Genomic DNA, 21,971 nt, shown 5'->3' with positions numbered 1-21,971 from the left:
TACTTGCAGATATTAAATGAAAAAATTATTTCTCCCCAATCCGAGTATAAACAAATCCCATCTCCTCCAGCTCCACACGATTCCAAATATTACGCCCATCTACAATATACTTACCGTTCATAACCTTCTGAATAACGTTCCACGTAGGCAGACGGAACTGGCGCCATTCAGTCATCAACAACAAAGCTTCAGCACCAACTGCACAATCGTAAAGGTTTTCAGTATAAATCACTACATCACCAATGCGACGCTTACACTCGGGCATTGCAATAGGGTCAAACACACGGACAGTTGCCCCGTTCTTCAGTAGTTTGTCTATTACTACTAAAGCTGGAGCTTCACGCATATCATCGGTTTCCGGCTTGAAAGCCAAGCCAAGCAAAGCAATAGTCTTTCCTTTTACATCACCCATCAAGATGGTAAGTTTATCGTAGACAATACTCTTCTGACGCTCGTTCACACGCTCTACAGCTTCAATCACCTCCATATGATAGTTGTTATCAATTCCAGTATGTACCAGAGCCTTTACATCTTTAGGAAAACAGCTACCACCGTACCCACAGCCTGCATATAAGAACTTTTGGCCAATACGTCCATCGGTTCCAATACCCCGACGCACATGATCTACGTTAGCCCCTACCCTTTCACATAGATTAGCTATGTCATTCATAAAGCTAATACGGGTAGCAAGCATAGCATTAGCTGCATACTTGGTCATCTCTGCGCTAGGAATATCCATAAAGATAACACGGAAATTTTGAAGTAAGAAAGGCTGATAGAGCTTAGTCATTACTTCCTTTGCTTTCTCGCTCTCCGTACCCACCACCACACGATCTGGACTCATAAAATCTTTGATAGCCGCACCTTCTTTTAAAAATTCAGGATTACTAGCTACATCGAAGAGTACATCTACTCCACGTTTGTTTAACTCCTCTTGAATAGCAGCTTTTACTTTTTGAGCAGTACCTACAGGTACTGTTGATTTAGTTACCAGAATGGTATACTTATTGATATTTTGTCCAAACTGACGAGCTACAGCAAGCACATATTTCAAGTCGGCACTACCATCTTCATCTGGCGGAGTTCCTACTGCAGAAAAAACGACTTCCACATTATCTAAAACATCTGTCAAATCCGTTGTAAATTTGAGTCGTCCATAGCTAACATTGCGTTTTACCAATTCCTCCAATCCTGGCTCATAGATAGGCATTTCACCTGCTTTCAGTTTATTAATTTTATTTGTGTCTACATCCACACAAGTTACAGTGGCACCCATTTCGGCAAAACAAGTACCAGACACCAAGCCAACATAGCCTGTGCCTACGATCGCTATATTCATATATTGTTATTGTTAAGTACTTACTTTTTATTCTTCCTTTACTTTATATTCCCCATAGCCATAACCATAGCCATAACGCTTACCATAGCCATAGTACTTGCCATATTTACCATAACCATAGTAATAGCCATACTTCTTTTTTTGAAGATCAAGACCATTAATAACGGTACAGATATTGGGAAGCTTATTATCAGCAGCCAACTCATTAATCAAGGTAAACTCTGCTTTCCGAGTATAATCAGCACGACATACATAAACGGATAAGTCAGCTACACGCCCTACAAGCAAAGTATCAGTCACCATACCAGCAGGGGCAGTATCCAAAATCACATAATCAAAGTTATTTTTCAATGTTTCAATCGCTTTATCTAAACCATCACGAGCCAGTAATTCCGTAGGATTAGGTGGTACTGTTCCACCAGGAAGAATATATAAATTCTTACTAACATCCGAAGGCTGAACGAAATCCATTAGATTCTTCTCCGGATTTGACAGGTATTGGGTAATTCCTTGCTCCTTTCGGGGGATATTAAAAATCTTATTCAAACCGGGTTTACGAATATCAAGCCCTACAATTACTACCCTCTTTCCTAATAAAGATAGACTAATCGCAAGATTTGAAGAAATAAAAGACTTACCTTCACCACTAACTGTCGAAGTCACCAGAATTACTTTCTGACCATTTTCAAGTATAAACTGTAGATTAGTACGGACATTACGAAAAGTTTCACTCATTAGAGTATTCTGATTCTCAAACACTGCAATAGAGCCTGTTTTTTCATCAGTCAAAGGTACATCACCGACAATAGGTAGACTCGTTAATTTCTCAACATCACCACGCCCTTCTATTTTGAACTTAGTCAGACCAAGTAAGAAAATAACACCAATAGGCAATCCCACTCCTACCACTAAAGCAATCATATAAATCATTTTAGGCTTTGGGGAAACCGGTCCACCTTCAGCTGCCGGCTCATCAATAATCTTAGCATTATTGGCAGTAGCAGCTAAAGTGATAGCATTCTCCTCACGTTTCTGCAAAAGCATCAGATAAAGTCCAGCCTTAATTTCTTGTTGACGCGCAATACTCACATATTGACGTTCTTGTCCCGGCGCATCACTGATACGGCGAGAAAAACGACTTGCTTCACGATCCAAATCAGCCTTCACAATAAGCAAACCTTGTAAAGTCCCATCAATAGCAGCTCGTACATTCGCCTTCATAGCACGAATACTCGTATCCAGATTTACAACCATCGGATTACTCTCCGTAGAAGTACGAAGTAAACGTTTGCGTTCAATAATCAACTCATTGTAACGATCAATTTGAATAGTTAAACCATTATCAGATAAACCAATATTACTAGGTAACACCTCATAGTCATTCGATGGATTATTTATATATTTACTGAGATCACGAACCAAGTTAATCTGTGTACCATTTTCTACACGTTTTTTTTCATATTCAGCATTTCCTTCAACTGCTAATTGAGCATCACTACCAATATTAGTTAAACCTGCATTTCTCTTAAATGATTCCAATTTATCCTCCGTACTTCCAAGTTCTTCATCAATAATCTTAATACGTTCATTGATAAATTCCTTTGTTTTTTCTGCAACTTCATTCTTATCATTATTCGTATTCCGATTATACATTTCCATTAACTTATTGATAAAGTCCTGTCCACGTTGTATATTCGTATCCATCAGAGAAACAACAGCGACAGAAGTCGTTTTAGAAGTAGGTTCTATATTTAATGCCCACTGATAGACTTTTGCCACTCTAAACGGCTGACTGATTATAGCATTAATATTTCGTACTACACCTTGTCCTTCAATCTTCCCATTCGACAAAGAATCTTTCAGTGTAAACCCAAATGTACCGACATCTGTTGGTAGCACTGCCGGAAGTTTTTCAAAATGTTCACTATATTCATTCAAACCTACTTTCAAATTGACTTCCAAATTACCTTCAGGAGTCAGTTTCATATCAACCAAAGCATCACTCGGCAGTTTATCCGCTTCCTGCGCCGTTAGATTAACGATTACTGGAGAAGTTTTATAAAGTTCCTTTTTAGGAAACTCATCCTCATCATAATAAGTAATATAAAGTTCGAGATTATTAATAACTTCTTTCAATATTGTCTTTGAACGTAGTACTTCTATCTCGTTATCAATACTCTGCGCAGAAGTAATCATTCCACCTAATCCCAAACTTTCTATATCAGCAGCATTTCCGCTCCCATTCTTTTTATCATCTTTAATCATGATAGAAGCAGAAACTTGATACACAGGAGTCTGAAAATGTAAATACATCCAAGCACCAACCAAACAAACTAAAACGGAAGCTACAAACCAAGGCCAATGAATTATATACTTAAAGAGAAGTTCTTGATAATTTACTTTTTCTTCATCTAGTTCATTCATATTATTATCGTACAATTTTTCTTTCATTATTGATCACTATTTTAATAAAATTACCAATATATTTGCTAGTGAAACCAGAATAGAAGTACTAGACAGCCATAATCCCGTATTGGTTCCTATATCCGAATTCTTAGCCTTAGTCTTATTAGGTGTCACATAAATTATATCATTCTGTTGTAGCTGATAATAAGGAGACAGTACCGTTTCAGCCTTATTCAAGTCCATAGTAATAATTTCCTGCTTGTTATCTTGCCCTGTCCGGATTAATTTCACATTATCACGCATACCATAAATGGTCAAATCACCTGCCATTGCAAGAGCTTCCAACAAATTAATCTTCTCGTTAGAGACTACAAAGCTGCCTGGCTTGTTGACCTCTCCCAATACCGAAATCCGATAATTAACAATACGCACAGTTACAAGCGGTGCCTCTTTCAAATAAACCTTCAACTTATCTATAATCAAGTTTTCTATCTCCAGTTTAGTCAATCCACCTACATGAATCTCACCCAATACTGGAAAGTTGATATTCCCCTGATTATCTACCAAATATTGCTGTAGAGCAGATGATGCAGTTCCTTGTCCTACCGTCTTTCCCTCTATTCCACTAGCAGTACCCGAATTTTCCAGATTGAAAGGTGCAGCCAGTTCCGGAGTAGAACAAGACACGGCAATCGTCAACAAATCCTTTGGCATTACCTTCACACCTGTCTGAAGAACACTCTGTTCTGTATCATTCACAAAAGCCGTATCCTGCAAATAAGGCACTTTCTTATATGATTGGCAGGACACCAGCAAAAAAGCAAGTAACGCACCCAAAGTCAATCGTTTCAATTTTCTCATAACCACCTACTCATGTAATTTTACAACTATTGATTTAATTTTTACTCAATTTCCAATTCCTCACCTAATAAGCCTCTTTATCCCCACGGATTACGTTATACACAGTCTTATACATGATATATAAGTCCAATATGAACGTCCAATGCTCAATATACCAGATGTCACGTTGCACACGTCCTTCCATCTGCCAAAGCTCCTTCGTTTCTCCACGAAAACCTGTCACCTGCGCCCACCCTGTAATACCCGGTTTAACAAAATGACGAACCATATATTTATTTATCAAATGGGAATATTCTTCTGTGTGCTTCAACATGTGCGGACGGGGACCCACTAAAGACATATCCCCTTTCAGTACATTAATAAATTGAGGAAGTTCATCCACATTCGTCTTACGAATCAGATCACCGATTCGGGTTTTACGAGGATCATGTTCTGTAGCCTGAAGTGTATCACATTGAGCATTCACCCGCATCGAACGAAACTTATAGCACCAAAATTCACGACCATCCTCACCGCTTCGTTTCTGTTTGAAAAAGACAGGTCCAGGAGAACTTATCTTTATAGCCAGTCCCACAATGATATATATAATCGGGAAAAGGGTACAAAGGAACAGTAGCGAGCAAATAATATCAAAGCCACGTTTCACAATACGATTTTCCAATAACTCAAGCGGCTCACGACGGATAGAAAGTACCGGAACATTACCTAACATTTCAAAATACATTCTCCGTTTCAGATAGTTCCGGACATTGGGAACGCTGAAAAAACGAATCAGATGATTCTCACAATAGTTGATAATCGGCACAATTTCAGCACTACGGGCGGAAGGAAGACTACAATAGAGCTGATCTACCTTTCCTGCATTACGGGTCAAATAATCAACAGCTTCGCACGGCTGTCCCAAATATGCTATATTCATAGGATAGCGGTCCGATGGGAAATCTTCAAAATATCCCAATACACGATATCCGGATGTCGGATCATCTGTCATGGAATGATAAAGTTCCTGCATATTTTCATGGCTACCCACCAACACTACCTTTCGAACATTTTTTCCACTTTTGCGATAAAGCTCCAGAATAGATCGGAACGTCAGACGATAAGAAATGATAACGATAATGAGAACTACGTAAAATATCCCCAACTGACGCAGATTGACACACTCAAAATGGAAAATGTATGAAAGCCCAAAGACTATCAATACAAAAGGAATCATGTTCCGTGCCACCCGAAGCATGATTTGCTCCGGACGAACCACCGGACGGTGAAGGATCACTCCGGAACGAATGTTGCAAACCAGATAACATAAAGTCATCAAAGCCATGTTCTGGAAAAGAGATACGGAATACTCAAAAGGAGAACGGTTTTCCCAAAGAGAACCGAACACCCACAACAGTAAGTTCAGTAAGATGATGTCCCCTGAAAGGACAAAAGATTTTAGGACTTTATTAAAACGTTGGACTTCCTGCACAATTTTATTTTTTTCTTAATCAAATTTCCTCCTATTATCCGTGTTTTTTCCTATACTTGATATAGAACTCCACACATTCATTTGCTTTTTTCCGAAACTCTTCTTCAGTAGAAACGTCATAGAAAAAGTTTAAAAGACGGATATAATGACTCACGACCTTATCGTCGCCTTTTTTAATTGTTCATAGGTGTCCGAACTCATATGTATCTCCTTAAGCATATCTCTCACAGTTACACCTGTATTCTTAAGCAACCTCCCCATTACAAAACCGAGTATACAATGATGCCATTTTCTTTTCATTTTCCGATTCTTATTAATTGTTAAAATATTAAATTATATATTATTTTCATTCGCTGGGTTTCAGATATGTCTGAAACCTCTATTTCCAGTTTTTCCTACTTTCGCACCGCGTTTTGAAAATTCAAGGCGATAACTTCAAATAATAAACATTATGACAAACGATTTCAGAATGTCTTATTTCATGCCTCCCATTGCTCCCATCAAAAATGAACTGGGGCGGATTGTTACTCCTGCAACACTTATTCCCTCCTGCGAAGTCTCCGTAGAACAAGTTTTTCAAATGATAACCTGCAACGAGAATCTCAAAATTCTGACCGAGCAAGTACGCAATTCCGGAGATATACGGACAGCAAAGGCATCACTATTGCCTTATGTGACTCCCTGTGGTACGTTCTCGCGTCGAAACAGCAAATGTTTCGTAGCTTCTTCACATCTGGTGGTGGTAGATATCGACCATCTCGACTCCTATCAGGAGGCAGTAGAAATGCGCAACACATTGTTTAATGACCACCTTCTGCGTCCTGTACTCACGTTTATCAGTCCCAGCGGACGGGGTGTGAAAGCATTCGTACCCTACGATCATTTACCCATGGCTAACGACACAAACAGTATCATCGAAAATATGAAGCTGGCAATGATGTTCACCGTGCTGCTCTATGGTACGGAAGCACCTCCCCCATTCGGAGAAAAACGCAAAGGGGTAGACTTTTCCGGCAAGGACATTGTAAGGTCTTGCTTTCTTAGTCATGATCCGGGAGCATTGTTTAGAAACAGCAAATAATTAGATATTAAAAACTATAAATTAAAATTATGGACGAAATTGAATCATTATGCCGCCTCTGTGAGGCGGTTGAAACTGCAGGAGCGGATATTGCCCCTACGTATGCTGAATATGTACAACTGGCGTTCGCCATCGCAACGGATTGCGGAGAAGCGGGACGCGAGTTTTTCCATCGGTTGTGCCGGGTGTCTGCCAAGTACGAACGGGAACATGCCGAACGGATATTCTCTAACGCACTTACTACCCGGCATGGAGATGTCCATCTGGGCACTGCATTCCATCTTGCTGAAAGGGCGGGTGTAACTCTCTGCAAAGAGGAAATGATGAACCACCGGAAAAATGCAAAAAATGCAGGAAATGCACCGTCCAAAAACCTCACACACACGCACGTATATAATAAGGTGGACAATGAAGAACCGGACGAATCCGAAGAGCTGCAGGACGGGAGTGACCCGAACCAACCATTGCCTTCTTTCACCGAAGCGGACTGGCCGAAAATCCTGCTGCTTATCATGAGTTATGCCACCAGCCCCACACAACGCGATGTCATGCTGCTCGGAGCATTGACCGCCATAGGTGCCAGCATGGAGCGATATGTGAGATGTCCATACGCCGGCAAACTCCAGTCTCCTTGCCTGCAAAGTTTTATTGTAGCTCCTTCCGCCTCGGGTAAGGGAATTCTTTCGTTCATCCGTCTGCTTGTAGAGCCTATTCATGACGAGATCCGCCAACAAGTAGCGGAAGAGGTCAAGGCCTACAAAAAAGAGAAAGCCGCCTATGATACCATGGGAAAGGAGCGCTGCAAAATGGAAGCTCCTCAAATGCCCAAGAATAAAATGTTCCTCATCTCGGGCAATAACACCGGAACGGGTATTCTGCAAAATATCATGGATGCCAACGGCACAGGACTTATCTGCGAAACCGAAGCGGATACCATCTCCGCTGCTATCGGTTCTGAATACGGACACTGGAGCGATACGCTCCGCAAAGCATTCGACCACGACCGTCTGTCGTACAACCGGCGCACCGACCAGGAATACCGGGAAGTAAAGAAAAGCTATCTTTCCGTCCTGCTTTCCGGTACACCCGCGCAAGTAAAACCACTCATTCCCTCGACAGAGAACGGTCTTTTCTCGCGCCAGCTGTTTTATTATATGCACGGTATATGGACATGGATCAACCAGTTTGAAAGTGGCGAAACCGATCTGGAAGCCATCTTCACAAGCATAGGTCTGGAATGGAAAAAGCAACTGGACCAGATGAAAACACACGGACTTCATACGCTCCGGCTCACTGATGAACAAAAGCAAGAGTTCAATGCCCTCTTTGCCGATCTTTTTTTCCGTTCGGGACTTGCCAACGATAACGAAATGAGTAGTTCCATAGCCCGTCTGGCTGTCAATACGTGCCGTATCATGGCAGAAATAGCTATGATACGTGCACTGGAATGCGACCAGCCTTATCAGTTCAAGGGTTCTTCCGCCCCTCTGCTGACTCCTGACAAGGAGATTGCCGCCGATAATATCAAAGACGGCATTATCACCCGTTGGGATGTGACAATCACCGCTGAAGATTTCCATGCGGTGCTGGAGCTTGTAACTCCGCTCTATCGTCATGCCACACATATCTTATCTTTTCTTCCTTCCACAGAGGTCAAACATAGAGCCAATGCCGACCGGGATGCACTTTTTGAAATAATGGGCAACCAGTTCACCCGTGCACAGTTGTTGGAGCAGGCTGAAAAGATGAAAATCAAACCTAACACTGCTCTTAGTTGGCTGAACCGTCTGATAAAAAAAGGATTGCTTATCAATACAGACGATAAAGGCGTTTATACGCGCACGCATGTGTGCGTGTGTTAGGGAACCCTCGGAAAAAGTGCATTTTTTGCATTTATATAACAACAAGACGTTTCATGAATCCTAAAGCGGCGCTTTAGAGGTGGTAAAGCATAGCTTTACGATTGCTAAAGCGGTGCTTTACTTCTCCGCTCTTCTAAGGTTCTCCCAAGGCATCTACAATCACTCTCACCTCCAATGGGGTGAATGAGCGGCGCTTTGATTCGTAGCCTAAGTCGTACAGGCGTTGCAGAAGTCCGGGACATAAAGAGATCCATTTCTTCATCTTTCGATATGCAGCAATGTCAGTTAGTTCCGGAGAATAAAGTTGAGCCAGTTCCATGCGGCCATAGGCGCGTATTTTGAATTCGTTCATGATGAATAAGTTTCTGATTTACAGTTACAAAAATAACAAAACATATTCACATATCCTACGTTTTTCCATTGAATAACCGACCGTTACTGCGCATAATTGACAACAATCGCGTGCAACTGTAGACTATTGATTTCTGCGGGTTTCAGGGTTGTATCTTTGTATCGTCGAAAGGGAAAAGAATCCCTCGGACACAATGTTTAACCCTTTAATTTATTGTTTTATGATTCGTTACAAAATTTATCAAAACCAACAGCAAAAAGGCCTGAATGCAGGCAAGTGGTTCGCCCGCGCTGTAAGCGACGAGACGTTTGATTTGGCCAAGCTTGCCGAACACATGTCGAAACACAATTCACCTTATTCCGGTGGTGTCATCAAAGGTGTGCTTTCCGACATGGTAGACTGCATCAAGGAACTGCTGCTCGACGGCAAATGTGTGAAAATCGACGACCTTGCCATCTTTGGTGTGGGCATCCGCAGTAAGGCGGCTGATACGCTGGAAGATTTCTCATTGGAGAAAAACATCACTGGTATGCGTCTGAAAGCCCGTGCTACCGGTAATTTGTCAACCACCAACCTGAAACTCAACAGCCAGCTGAAACAGCAGGCCGAATATCAGAAACCGACAACTGCCGGAGGAGGTTCTGATTCAGGTGATACCCCTGATCCGAAACCGGATGGTGGCGGTGAAGCGCCTGATCCGGCTGCTTAATCCTAAATCCTTTATTTTTAATCTTTAAAAAAGTAACATCATGAGTAATTCATCTTCTCCCCGCTCCGTATGGAGCTTCATCATCAAAGTGATTATCACCGTTGCCACCGCTATCGGAGGCTTGATCGGAGTACAGAGTTGTATGTAGCCCTATGCGTACCATCACTCTGATTATCATTCATTGCAGTGCCACGCCGGAAGGAAAGTCCCTTTCGGCGGAGGCTTGCCGTCAAGATCATATCCTTCACCGGAGATTCCGTGACATCGGCTATCATTTCTACATCACCCGGGACGGAGAAATCTGTCAGGGCCGTCCTCTGGAAAAGGTCGGGGCACACTGCCGTGACCATAACACCCATTCGATAGGTATTTGTTACGAAGGAGGACTGGATATGGCGGGACGTCCCAAAGACACGCGCACATTGGCACAACGGGCTTCTTTGCTCGGTCTGCTCCGCGAATTGAGGAAAATATTTCCTAAGACGTTGATTGTAGGCCATCATGATTTGAATCCGATGAAGGAGTGTCCGTGTTTTAATTGTACGGAGGAGTACCGGGAATTAGATGGTATTATCTAAGTATATTGACCAGCAAACTGGCAATAGATACCAGGATGGAAAATCCCGAAACCCACATCGTCGTACTTGTTCCGATGTCTGCGCTCTGCGCTTTGGTTTTATTAGGAGTGACATACAGGATGTCATTCTGTTGCAACTGATAGTAAGGAGACAATAACAAATCCGCGTCGTTCAGATTGAGTGTAACAAACTGTTTATGCCCATTCCTGTCTTCGCGGATTAGTTTTACATTATCACGAACACCATAAATAGTCAAATCTCCTGCCATGGCAAGGGCCTCGAGCACATTGATCTGTTCATTCACCACCGGATAAACACCGGGAGAGGCCACTTCACCCAAAACTGAAACTTTAAAGCCGGACATACGAACTACTACCGTAGGTCTTTCTTTCACGTAAGATTTCAGTCGCTCCGTTATCAGGTTTTCAGCTTCACGGCTTGTTAAACCGTTCAAAGGAAGTTTACCTAAAACCGGATAATTGATATTTCCCTGATCGTCCAATAGAAACGTACTGCCTTGCGCATTGAAAGGCTGCGAAACAACCGGATCGGAAGTGGAAACAAGAATGGAAACTTCATCACCTGGTATCAGCCTTGCGTCCTGAACAGGCGCAACTTGCGTATTCGCCTGTTTCAAAATCTCCGCATCCTGCAAGTAAGGCACTTTCTTATAGGACTGGCAAGCCGAGAGAAAGAAGAAAAAGAATATCAGTGCAAAAGCACCGGATAATTTCGTATTCATGTAAATGGTGGATAAATGATGACGGGATTAGTTTTTCTCGCAGACAGCCTCGACATAACCAATAGGCATATTGACGCAAGCGCATCCCAGCATATTCAGCCGGACGGCAATCTTGCTTTTACCATCGACATTGACCAGTTCACCAACCAGCCCGGTCAGAGGTCCTTTCACAACACGGACTTTCTCACCACGTGCCAAAGGAGAGCTGTTCATACAAATAGCTTCCTCGGAATAGTCGAGCATGAAACGGAAACGAGCCATCTGCTCATCTGGAATCACCGCCGGAGAGCTCTCACCACGCATCACCATATAACGGCTAACTGTAGAAAAACCCAGAACTTCTTTGCGTTCTTTCGGATTTACGTGTACAAACACCATCATTGGAAGAAGGACAGACTCAACTACCTTGCGCCGGTCACTCCACTGATGAATTTCTTGTTGGACAGGAACGAAATTCTCGATCCCCATTTTGTCTAAACGTTCGGCTACTTTCTTCTCGTGGTGCATACGAACCAGAGCAACATACCAGCGTTTAGAGTGTGCTACGCCTTCCCCTGTCCCATCGCTAGGCCCAGCACTAATTGATTTTGGTTTTGTTAAAATCATGTTTTTTTACCCCATGTTATTCCGTTACTTCTTAGGTAACGGACAATACACACACAAGGCGCGCGTCTCTATAAAAATGGAAATCACATATAGGAATAGGGCACAAGAAAGGAACTGCCTAATACTCAACAGGAAAAATCCAGAGATTAGGCAATAAAAAGTTTAGAGCATGAAAATAAAGTTATTTCATGTTCGGATAGTTTTTTTCCTATATTTCAGATAAAACGAAAAAAAGTGGAAGAATATTTGCTTACTATTTATGTTTTTGTCTATCTTTGCGTCAAATTTAAGTTCCGTTACCTAAGAAGTAACACACATACTTTAGTTCTGAATACTAACACTTTGCACTTTTCACCCTGCCTACACAACAGTTTTTAATGTAAGATAAATTCCCTTTATTTACCTCTGTACGTTCTTTAAGTCCAAAGCCTTTCAAATAGATTTGTGTGGTTTTTATAGATTTATGGCCCAATGATTCACTAATCATTTCAATAGGTACTCCCCGATACTTCGCTGTCGTTGCCCAAGAATGGCGAAGTGTGTAGGAAGTGACTGGAGATTGCAAATGCAAGGCTCTTGCCAAGTCCTTCAAACAATTATTGAATTGGCGAAGAGCGGACTGATATTCCCGGTACCCTCTTTCATCCAGACGTTTTTGATCGCCGCTAAGGATGTCAAACAGATAATCCGGACAATCGGGTTGTGCATCTTCCCTATTGCGAAGCTGGTTAATCATTTCACTGGCTGTATCAAGTACTTCCACACTCATCGGGGTTTTAGTTTTGATACGGTTGTATCGCAACACATTCTGTACCAAAGCCGATTTCTCCAGGTGAGCCAGATCAGCGAACGACATTCCACAAAACTGGAACATCAGGGCAGCAATAGCCTGTGTACGACGCAAACGCTCCGATTTGGGGTCCTCATACAGAAGCTTATGCAATTCGACAGCAGGCAGGGCCTTCTTCTGGCGAACATCGACACCGGTATAAACATCATGAAACAGTCGCGGCACATAAGGCGCAATGCCCGCTTCTACTCCCCGGTTATAAATACTACGAAGCATACGCATATACGTAGAGATCGTGTTGGGTTTCAAGCCACACTCGTAAAGATACTGCCCGTAGCGTCGTAAACTTTCCCGGGTGACTTGTCTGAACGACACATTGAGCGTGCCGCAAAACTTGCTGAAAGAGAAGAGGGCATTCTTGTAGACATGCGCCGTAGAATAGCGTCCCTCCTTTCGCAAACGGCCGATGTAGAACTCTGCACATCGGCTAAATCCATTTTTGTTCCTCATTACATCACTAGTTATTTTATATATTTCAAAAAAGTCATCCGGCTTTGCCCATCATGAGGATGAAACAAAGTCGGATGACCTTCATTTTGTACGCTATTATCTTATACGTATGTTTCCAGCAATTTCACACTTCCTCCTTCGGGAGTGATAGTGACATCTTGCGTGGTAGCAGGCAACAGGATAGATTCTCCTGCACTAACAGTCAACTCATTACCTTCATTGTCTCTCATCTTGCAAGATCCTTCCATACAGATAAAGATCACGAATGAATCGAGTTCGGAATAGTCGCAACTGATTTCTTCAGTCATGTCATACAGAGAAGTCGTGAAGTAGGTGCAGGCAACCAGTTCTACCGGTTCGTCCTTCAGTGGTTCGTATTTAGTACGATAGTCATCCAACACTTCGTAGTTGATGGCTTCACGGGCTAAATCGGTGTGAAGTTCGCGGGTTTTACCATTCGCATCTTTACGGTTGAAATCGTAGATACGATAAGTTATATCAGAAGTTTGCTGAATCTCGGCGATGAAAGAACCTGCCCCGATGCTGTGCACGCGTCCGGCAGGAAGGAAGAATACATCACCCGGATGAATTTCATATTCCTGCAATACGTCGGTAATCGTATTGTTCAACACGCGTTCTTTATATTCTTTCGGGGTAATCTGTTCAGAGAATCCTGAACGCAATTTAGCTCCTTTGTCGGCATCTACCACATACCACATCTCGGTTTTTCCCATTGAATTGTGACGTTTCTTCGCCAACTCATCTGTTGGGTGTACCTGGATTGACAAATCCTGTTTGGCGTCGATGAACTTAATGAGCAGTGGGAATTTATTGCCGAAACGGGCATAATTCGCTTCACCAACCAGTTCCTCACGATACTTTCTTACCATATCGGCCAAGGTTAAACCTTTATCCGGGCCATTAGCCACTACGGATTCATTGTTCTCAACACCGGAAATCTCCCAGCTTTCTCCTACTCCTTTCAAGTCTGAATTCAAATGCTTGAACGGAATAATTTTGTCGCCCCCCCAAAGCGTCTGCTTCAGAATAGGTTCGAATTTTAATGGATACATTTTTGTTTTTCTTGTTATAAACTTAGATTAAATTCGCTCGGATTGTTACAATCCGGGAACAAACATACAAAAAATAGTTCAGTTTTTAAGAAAAGGAGGATGAAAATTCATTTAAGAAATCATCTTTTGTCCTTGCATCCAAAGAAGATGAAGTAATAAAGCTAAACTTTCCTAAAGCACCTGTCATATTTAGTCGGAATAATTTGTGAGTAAGAAAGAATTTCCCTTTATTTGCAGGAAATTTTTAATAATACCAGACATGAATAACACATTCCCAACAGAAGGGAATCTATCAGGGCTCAGCCGGAAAGATTTCCAAAAGGATATAAATGATAAGAAAACTGATTTATTTATCCTCAAAAACACAAAGGGAATGGAAGTAGCTGTAACCAATTACGGATGCGCCATTCTTTCTATCATGGTACCGGACAAAAACGGTAAGTATGCTAATGTAATCCTCGGACACGACAGCATCGACCACGTCATCAACAGCCCGGAACCTTTCCTAAGCACTACTATCGGACGCTACGGCAACCGTATCGCGAAAGGAAAATTCACCTTGTTCGGCGAAGAACATGAACTCACGATTAACAACGGACCTAACTCTCTGCATGGTGGACCTACCGGTTTCCACGCCCGTGTTTGGGATGCTGTCCAGATTGATGAGAGCACAGTGCAATTCAACTATGTTTCTGCTGACGGCGAAGAGGGATTCCCCGGCAATCTGGAAGTGGAAATGACTTACCGCCTGGAAAATGAAGTAAATGCACTGACTATCGAATACCGCGCTACCACCGACAAAGCTACAGTCGTTAACTTGACTAACCACGGTTTCTTCAACCTCGCCGGTATTTCCAACCCTACTCCTACCGTTAACAACCACATCGTTACGATCAACGCTGATTTCTATACGCCTATCGACGAAGTTTCTATCCCTACCGGTGAAATTGCCAAAGTAGAGGGTACTCCGATGGATTTCCGTGCTCCACACACTGTAGGCGAACGTATCGACGACAAATTCCAGCAACTGATTTTCGGTGCAGGATATGACCACTGTTATGTACTGAACAAGATGGAAAGCGGTTCGCTCGACCTGGCTGCCACTTGCAAGGACCCGGAAAGCGGACGTATCATGGAAGTATATACCACCGAAGCGGGTGTACAACTCTATACGGGCAACTGGCTCAACGGATTTGAAGGTGCACACGGAGCTACATTCCCTGCCAGAAGCGCTATCTGCTTTGAAGCACAGTGTTTCCCGGATACCCCGAACAAACCGCATTTCCCATCGGCTACTTTGCTGCCGGGTGATGAATACCAACAGATCACTGTCTACAAGTTTGCAGTAGAAGAATAAGATTTGAAAAAATAACTAACCTAATTTTATAAACTAACATTTTTTTTGAACCATGACACAAGAAAAAAAGAACGGTAATCTCGTCGCAATTATCACGATGTTCTTCATCTTTGCGATGATCTCTTTCGTAACAAACCTCGCTGCTCCATTCGGAACAATCTGGAGAAATGAATATGCGGGTTCGAACACTTTAGGTATGATGGGAAATATGATGAACTTCCTGGCTTACCTGTTTATGGGAATTCCTGCCGGTAACATGCTCGTTAAGATCGGTTACAAGAAGACTGCTTTGATTGCAATGGCAGTAGGTTTCCTCGGTTTGTTCACACAGTATCTTTCCAGCTTATTCGGAGCAGGTGCTGAAGTATTCGCATTCGGTGAGTATGTTATCAAATTAAACTTTGTAATCTATCTGCTTGGTGCATTTATCTGCGGTTTCTGCGTTTGTATGCTTAACACAGTGGTAAACCCGATGTTGAACCTTCTCGGTGGCGGTGGTAACAAAGGTAACCAGTTGATTCAAACTGGTGGAGCTCTTAATTCTTTGTCTGGTACATTGACTCCGCTTTTCGTAGGTGCTTTGATCGGTACTGTTACTTCAAGTACTGCTATGTCTGACGTTGCTCCTCTGCTCTTCGTTGCTATGGGTGTATTCGTTGCTGCATTTATCGTTATCTCATTTGTTGCTATTCCTGAACCACACCTTCAGAAAGGTGGAGTGAAGAAAGAAAAATTCTCTCACAGTCCATGGAGCTTCCGTCACACTTTACTGGGTGTAATCGGTATCTTTATTTATGTAGGTATTGAAATTGGTATCCCGGGTACACTGAACTTCTATCTTGCCGATTCAAGCGATAAAGGTGCCGGTATCATGATGAACGGTGCTGCTATCGGTGGTGCTATCGCTGCTATCTATTGGTTGCTGATGCTTGTGGGACGTACTGCAAGTAGTGCTATCAGTGGTAAGGTTTCCAGCCGTGCACAGTTGATCGTTGTTTCTGCTACTGCTATCATTTTCGTATTGATCGCTATCTTCACTCCGAAAGATGTAACGGTTTCAATGCCGGGTTATACTGTAGGTGAAGGCTTTATGATGGCACAGGTTCCTGTGAGCGCCTTGTTCCTTGTACTTTGTGGTCTTTGTACTTCTGTAATGTGGGGTGGTATCTTCAACCTTGCAGTAGAAGGCTTAGGAAAATATACAGCACAGGCTTCCGGTATCTTTATGATGATGGTTGTTGGTGGTGGTGTATTGCCGTTGATCCAACAAAGCATCTCTGACTCTGTAGGTTATATGGCTAGCTACTGGTTGATTATCGCTGCTCTGGCTTACCTGTTGTTCTACGGTTTGGTAGGTTGCAAGAATGTAAATAAGGATATTCCTGTGGAATAATCACATAGAATAGAATTCAATTTATTCACCTTTAAAATATAAATATCATGGATACAGAATACGTAAGAAGTCGATTCATTAAACACTTTGACGGAACTACTGGATTTTTATATGCTTCTCCGGGCCGTATCAACCTGATCGGTGAACACACTGACTACAACGGTGGATTCGTTTTTCCGGGAGCGGTAGACAAAGGGATGATTGCTGAAATCAAACCTAACGGTACTGACAAAGTAAAGGCTTACTCTATCGACTTGAAGGATTATGTAGAATTTGGTTTGAATGAAGAAGATGCTCCACGCGCCAGCTGGGCAAGATATATTTTCGGTGTATGCCGTGAAATGATTAAACGTGGCGTTGATGTGAAGGGATTCAATACTGCTTTCGCAGGTGATGTGCCTCTGGGTGCAGGTATGTCTTCTTCTGCCGCTTTGGAAAGTACGTATGCTTTCGCACTGAACGAACTGTTCGGTGAAAACAAAATAGATAAATTTGAATTGGCTAAAGTTGGCCAGGCTACAGAACATAATTACTGTGGTGTGAACTGCGGTATTATGGACCAGTTTGCTTCCGTATTCGGTAAAGCTGGTAGCTTGATCCGTCTGGATTGCCGTTCACTGGAGTATCAGTATTTCCCATTCCATCCGGAAGGTTATCGTCTGGTTCTGATGGATTCAGTTGTGAAACACGAATTGGCTTCTTCTGCTTATAACAAGCGTCGCCAAAGCTGTGAAGCTGCTGTTGCCGCTATCCAGAAAAAACATCCGCACGTAGAATTCCTGCGCGACTGTACAATGGCTATGCTAGAAGAAGCGAAAGCTGATATCAGCGCTGAAGACTATATGCGTGCAGAATATGTAATCGAAGAAATCCAACGTGTACTCGATGTTTGCGAGGCATTGGAAAAGGATGATTACGAAACTGTAGGTAAGAAGATGTACGAAACTCATCACGGCATGAGCAAGCTGTACGAAGTAAGCTGCGAAGAACTCGACTTCCTGAATGACTGCGCTAAAGAGTACGGTGTAACCGGTTCACGCGTAATGGGTGGCGGCTTCGGTGGTTGTACAATCAACCTTGTTAAAGATGAGTTGTATGACAACTTCGTTGAAAAAACAAAAGCTGCTTTCAAAGCTAAATTCGGCAGAAGCCCGAAAGTGTATGACGTAGTAATCGGTGACGGTTCTCGTAGACTGGAATAAGAATTTATTCGAAATTAAATAAATAAGAAGGGCGGCTTCCGTGATGGAAGCCGCCCTTACTTTTTACAATTAACAAAAATCTAAAACCTATTGGTCTAATAACATTTAATTAGTTCTACTTATTTCTTCGTGAATTTATATACCGCGAACGTAGTGGGTTCCAGTTCGGTAGTAAACACGTTGCCTTCAATAGATACCGGAGTTTCCTGTGGAACGATGGCAAAAGGTTGCTCAAGTGTATTATCCTTATCCAAATCGAGCGAACGAAGTTTGATACAACGGCCATTAGACAATACATCTTGTTTCTTCAATCCTTCAAAATTCAAGGAAATTGGCTGTATTGTGGCGGAAGTATTGGCAACCTTTACAATCAGTTCATTCTTACCCTTATCGTAAACAGCACTGGCAAAGAGTCCGTTCTGTCCTTCGGCTCCCGTTACATTTTTCTTGTTCATGGTAAGGGGAAGAACATTTGTTCCTTTATTCTGCGCATACAGTTGTTGTACATAATAGCTAGTGGTACGCACAGAGTTCAGGTTATCGAACCAAATCATATCAGGACGCCATTGCCATCCTTCCACATGAGCGAAAAGCGGAGCATAGGTAGCCATGTGAACGATGTCAGCATTACGTTCCAATCCGGTCATAAAAGCAGCCTCTAGCAAAGCAGCATGGTAATGATTCCATTTCTTTCCTTTTCCATGGCAGGCATATTCACCGGCAAATACTTTCGGACCTTTACGGTCGTAGTTGTCATAGCGGGCGCCTTGAGCCAGAAACCAGCTTTCAGGACGATAGAAATGTTCGTCCACCAAATCAACTTTCAGGCGTTTCATTTCAGGCCACAGATAATCAAAATCTTTTCCTTCGGAATTCGGACCGGAGCTACCTACTATTTTAATTTCCGGGTGAGCTTTACGAATGGCTTTGATAAACGGTTCGAGACGTTCGGGATATTCTTTCCCCCATTGTTCGTTACCGATACCGATAAACTTCAGGTTAAACGGAGCAGGATGTCCCATATCGGCACGTACCTTTCCCCATGTGGTATTCACGTTTCCATTAGCAAACTCAATCAGGTCGAGTGCATCCTGAATATAGTTATCCAAATCACAAACGGCTACGTGAGCTTTCGGATCATTATTCTGATATTGGCAGGAAAGTCCGCAATTCAGAATCGGCAGAGGTGCCGCACCCATTTCTTCAGACAGCAGGAAATATTCGTAGAATCCCAATCCATAGCTTTGGTAATAATCAGGGAAAAATCGGTGAGTAAAAGTATATTGCCAACGATTTTCATTTAAGGGACGGTTTTCTACCGGACCAACTGATTTTTTCCAGTCGTAACGAGTTTCCAAGTCGGTACCTTCTACGATGCAACCACCGGGAAAGCGGAAGACTCCGGGATGAATATCCGCCAATGCTTGTGCTAAATCTTTACGAAGCCCATTTTCATGTCCTTTCCAGGTATCAACCGGAAAAAGGGAGACGTGCTCCAAATCTACTGTTCCTTTGGAGGTAAGGAAAATACGGAGTACGGATTTCGGATGAGTACTGCCGGGCTTCAAGATCATCTGGTATTTTTTCCAGTCCTTAGAATCAATCGTAAGATTCCCTGCAACAAGTGCCTGACGTTCGCCCATTGATTGGGTATCTACAAGTTCGATTCTCAATGTTTCTTTCGTACTTCCTTGCGGCAAACGCGCCCAAACAGAGAAACGATACTCCTCTCCCTTCTTGACACCGATGCCGAAGAAACCTTCGTTATCCAATCCGGTATGCTTATGTGCGTGTCCGGGGTCGGAAAGGCGCACATAATGCGGATTACGCTCAAAAGGACCATCGTTCATTAATGACACTTTTCCATACGTTTTCCATCCCATCAGGTGTTGTGGAAACTCAAAGGAACGATTCTTCACCAGTTCGGCATAAAGTCCGCCGTCGGCAGCGTAGTTGATGTCCTCAAAAAAGAGTCCATACATAGTAGGTTGGATTTCTGCACCCAGCTTCTTCGTCTGTATCACCAACTCATTGGTTTGAGCATGAAGGGCAAGGTTAGTAGACAAGGCTAATACTGCCAATAAATTTGCGTATCTTCTCATGGTTCTCAATAAAAAATTATATATAGTTAAAATGCAAAGATAATCAGATTCTCTATTTTCTCCGTACCCAAATTTATCATTAATAGGTGTTTATCGGTCAAAAAGGATCAAATTCCATTCATTTGCACAATTTTCCATCCGCATCTGATATTTATAATACGAAACCAGATTAAAAAGCACCTATTTGCACGCTCTATTATATGAAAAACAAACGGATGGAAAGCGTACATTTATATATAATAAGGTGTATGGAAAATCATAAAATACACCATTTATGCTGCACAACATATAAGAGTGTATTTGATACACCAAACGAAAGTGTTACTTTTACACCCAAAATAAGATAAGCATCTCATTTACATTAAAAATAAAACCATGAAAAAACATTTTCTACTTGCAGGATTTGCCGCGCTGATGCTGGCTGCGTGCAATAACAAGCCGGCTTCCGAGCTGACCTTGTCCGGTCTCGACCCGGTAAAATTTCAAACAGAAGTGAACAATGCCCAAACAGCTCTTTATACCTTAAAGAACAAGGCAGGTATGGAAGTATGCATCACTAACTTCGGAGGACGTATCGTGTCTGTCATGGTACCCGATAAGAACGGTAAGATGCAGGATGTAGTTTTAGGTTTTGACAGCATTGCTGACTATATTAATGTACCCAGCGACTTTGGTGCTTCTATCGGACGCTATGCAAACCGTATCAATCAGGGTCGTTTCGCATTGGACGGTGATACCATCCAACTGCCGCAAAACAATTTCGGCCACTGCCTGCATGGAGGTCCGAAAGGTTGGCAATACAAAGTTTATGAAGCTAATCTGATTGATCCGACAACGTTGGAACTGACACTTGTCTCACCGGACGGAGACGAAAACTTCCCGGGAAATGTAACAGCTAAAGTGACCTATAAACTAACTGAAGACAACGCTATCGACATTAAATATAGCGCAACTACCGATAAAAAGACGATCATCAATATGACCAACCATTCTTACTTCAACCTGGCTGGTGATCCGTCAAAAGCTTCAACTGACAACATACTGTATGTGAACGCAGACTATTATACTCCGGTAGACAGTACTTTTATGACTACAGGCGAAATCGCTCCGGTAAAAGACACTCCGATGGACTTCACCACTCCGAAAGCGGTAGGTAAAGAGATCAACAATTATGATTTCGTTCAACTGAAGAACGGAAAAGGGTATGACCACAACTGGGTGCTCAACACTAAGGGAGATCTTTCTCAAGTAGCAGCCAAACTAACTTCACCTGAAAGCGGCATCACTCTGGAAGTATATACCAACGAACCGGGTGTACAGGTTTACACAGGAAACTTCCTTGATGGAACCGTAACCGGAAAGAAAGGTATCGTTTACAACCAACGTGCTTCTGTCTGCCTGGAAACACAACACTATCCAGATAGCCCCAACAAGGCAGACTGGCCTTCTGTTGTACTGGAACCGGGACAAACTTATAATAGCGAATGTATTTTCAAATTCTCTGTAGAGAAATAATATTAACTTATAAATCATATTT

At 42.5% G+C, this 21,971-nt stretch carries 19 protein-coding genes; 9 read left to right on the top strand and 10 right to left on the bottom strand.

The window, feature by feature from the left end:
- Positions 1 to 25: 25 nt before the first annotated feature.
- Genes Bovatus_RS01120 through Bovatus_RS01105 form a run of 4 tightly spaced genes read right to left on the bottom strand, consistent with a single transcriptional unit; the run spans position 26 to position 6,077 of the window.
- The gene (locus Bovatus_RS01120; protein WP_004297485.1) at positions 26 to 1,339 is read right to left on the bottom strand and encodes a UDP-glucose dehydrogenase family protein; all 1,314 of its coding nucleotides are present in this window, start codon (positions 1,337 to 1,339) and stop codon (positions 26 to 28) included.
- Between the two features lie 27 nt (positions 1,340 to 1,366).
- Positions 1,367 to 3,790, bottom strand: coding sequence for a GumC family protein (locus tag Bovatus_RS01115; protein WP_004297484.1), 2,424 nt, complete (start codon positions 3,788 to 3,790; stop codon positions 1,367 to 1,369).
- Between the two features lie 9 nt (positions 3,791 to 3,799).
- A complete protein-coding gene (locus tag Bovatus_RS01110) occupies positions 3,800 to 4,612 on the bottom strand; it encodes a polysaccharide biosynthesis/export family protein (protein WP_081015841.1) in 813 nt (270 codons plus the stop codon).
- A gap of 58 nt (positions 4,613 to 4,670) precedes the next feature.
- Positions 4,671 to 6,077, bottom strand: coding sequence for an undecaprenyl-phosphate glucose phosphotransferase (locus Bovatus_RS01105; protein WP_004297481.1), 1,407 nt, complete (start codon positions 6,075 to 6,077; stop codon positions 4,671 to 4,673).
- Positions 6,078 to 6,528: 451 nt separating this feature from the next.
- Here Bovatus_RS01105 and Bovatus_RS01100 point away from each other — a divergent pair, with 451 nt between their 5' ends.
- Both Bovatus_RS01100 and Bovatus_RS01095 read left to right on the top strand, forming a co-directional pair.
- The gene (locus Bovatus_RS01100) at positions 6,529 to 7,158 is read left to right on the top strand and encodes a BT4734/BF3469 family protein (RefSeq protein ID WP_004297477.1); all 630 of its coding nucleotides are present in this window, start codon (positions 6,529 to 6,531) and stop codon (positions 7,156 to 7,158) included.
- Between the two features lie 29 nt (positions 7,159 to 7,187).
- Positions 7,188 to 9,020 carry a DUF3987 domain-containing protein gene (locus tag Bovatus_RS01095; RefSeq protein WP_004297476.1) on the top strand — a complete coding sequence of 611 codons (1,833 nt, stop codon included), beginning with the start codon at positions 7,188 to 7,190 and terminating at the stop codon, positions 9,018 to 9,020.
- Between the two features lie 133 nt (positions 9,021 to 9,153).
- Here Bovatus_RS01095 and Bovatus_RS01090 read toward each other — a convergent pair whose 3' ends face one another.
- A complete protein-coding gene (locus Bovatus_RS01090; RefSeq protein WP_004297475.1) occupies positions 9,154 to 9,372 on the bottom strand; it encodes a DUF4248 domain-containing protein in 219 nt (72 codons plus the stop codon).
- A gap of 220 nt (positions 9,373 to 9,592) precedes the next feature.
- Here Bovatus_RS01090 and Bovatus_RS01085 point away from each other — a divergent pair, with 220 nt between their 5' ends.
- The 3 genes from Bovatus_RS01085 to Bovatus_RS01080 are packed head-to-tail and all read left to right on the top strand — an operon-like array spanning position 9,593 to position 10,659.
- Entirely contained in the window at positions 9,593 to 10,081 is a 489-nt protein-coding gene (locus tag Bovatus_RS01085) for an HU family DNA-binding protein (protein ID WP_004297474.1), read from the top strand.
- A gap of 40 nt (positions 10,082 to 10,121) precedes the next feature.
- Positions 10,122 to 10,229, top strand: coding sequence for a smalltalk protein (locus tag Bovatus_RS25385; protein ID WP_004297473.1), 108 nt, complete (start codon positions 10,122 to 10,124; stop codon positions 10,227 to 10,229).
- Positions 10,230 to 10,233: 4 nt separating this feature from the next.
- Positions 10,234 to 10,659 (top strand): N-acetylmuramoyl-L-alanine amidase, encoded by a 426-nt coding sequence (locus tag Bovatus_RS01080; protein WP_004297471.1) that lies wholly within the window; start codon positions 10,234 to 10,236, stop codon positions 10,657 to 10,659.
- On the opposite strand, the gene Bovatus_RS01075 is transcribed toward Bovatus_RS01080, so the two are convergent.
- The 4 genes from Bovatus_RS01075 to Bovatus_RS01060 all read right to left on the bottom strand — a co-directional run bounded on the left by Bovatus_RS01075 (position 10,652) and on the right by Bovatus_RS01060 (position 14,380).
- Positions 10,652 to 11,401, bottom strand: coding sequence for a polysaccharide biosynthesis/export family protein (locus Bovatus_RS01075; protein ID WP_004297470.1), 750 nt, complete (start codon positions 11,399 to 11,401; stop codon positions 10,652 to 10,654). The two genes, Bovatus_RS01080 and Bovatus_RS01075, sit on opposite strands and share 8 nt — an antisense overlap.
- A 27-nt stretch (positions 11,402 to 11,428) precedes the next feature.
- The gene (locus Bovatus_RS01070; RefSeq protein ID WP_004297469.1) at positions 11,429 to 12,007 is read right to left on the bottom strand and encodes a UpxY family transcription antiterminator; all 579 of its coding nucleotides are present in this window, start codon (positions 12,005 to 12,007) and stop codon (positions 11,429 to 11,431) included.
- A gap of 334 nt (positions 12,008 to 12,341) precedes the next feature.
- Positions 12,342 to 13,307 (bottom strand): tyrosine-type DNA invertase cluster 3b, encoded by a 966-nt coding sequence (locus tag Bovatus_RS01065; protein ID WP_052587881.1) that lies wholly within the window; start codon positions 13,305 to 13,307, stop codon positions 12,342 to 12,344.
- Between the two features lie 101 nt (positions 13,308 to 13,408).
- The gene (locus Bovatus_RS01060; RefSeq protein WP_004297466.1) at positions 13,409 to 14,380 is read right to left on the bottom strand and encodes a type I phosphomannose isomerase catalytic subunit; all 972 of its coding nucleotides are present in this window, start codon (positions 14,378 to 14,380) and stop codon (positions 13,409 to 13,411) included.
- 259 nt (positions 14,381 to 14,639) lie between these two features.
- On the opposite strand from Bovatus_RS01060, the gene Bovatus_RS01055 reads away from it, so the two are divergent.
- From Bovatus_RS01055 to galK, 3 genes are read left to right on the top strand one after another with little or no spacing between them, the layout of a single operon-like run.
- Positions 14,640 to 15,737: an aldose epimerase family protein gene (locus tag Bovatus_RS01055; protein WP_004297465.1), complete on the top strand. Its 1,098-nt coding sequence runs from the start codon at positions 14,640 to 14,642 to the stop codon at positions 15,735 to 15,737.
- Between the two features lie 52 nt (positions 15,738 to 15,789).
- Complete coding sequence (locus tag Bovatus_RS01050; protein ID WP_004297464.1) at positions 15,790 to 17,130, top strand: MFS transporter; 1,341 nt, start codon at positions 15,790 to 15,792, stop codon at positions 17,128 to 17,130.
- 47 nt (positions 17,131 to 17,177) lie between these two features.
- Positions 17,178 to 18,332, top strand: coding sequence for a galactokinase (gene galK, locus Bovatus_RS01045; RefSeq protein WP_004297463.1), 1,155 nt, complete (start codon positions 17,178 to 17,180; stop codon positions 18,330 to 18,332).
- A 119-nt stretch (positions 18,333 to 18,451) separates the two neighbouring features.
- Here galK and Bovatus_RS01040 read toward each other — a convergent pair whose 3' ends face one another.
- Positions 18,452 to 20,434, bottom strand: coding sequence for an alpha-L-arabinofuranosidase C-terminal domain-containing protein (locus Bovatus_RS01040; RefSeq protein ID WP_004297462.1), 1,983 nt, complete (start codon positions 20,432 to 20,434; stop codon positions 18,452 to 18,454).
- Between the two features lie 375 nt (positions 20,435 to 20,809).
- Here Bovatus_RS01040 and Bovatus_RS01035 point away from each other — a divergent pair, with 375 nt between their 5' ends.
- Positions 20,810 to 21,949: an aldose epimerase family protein gene (locus Bovatus_RS01035; RefSeq protein WP_004297460.1), complete on the top strand. Its 1,140-nt coding sequence runs from the start codon at positions 20,810 to 20,812 to the stop codon at positions 21,947 to 21,949.
- Positions 21,950 to 21,971 lie beyond the last annotated feature (22 nt).

Source organism: Bacteroides ovatus (assembly GCF_001314995.1).
Lineage (GTDB): Bacteria > Bacteroidota > Bacteroidia > Bacteroidales > Bacteroidaceae > Bacteroides > Bacteroides ovatus.
This window is presented reverse-complemented; position numbering and strand designations above follow the sequence as displayed.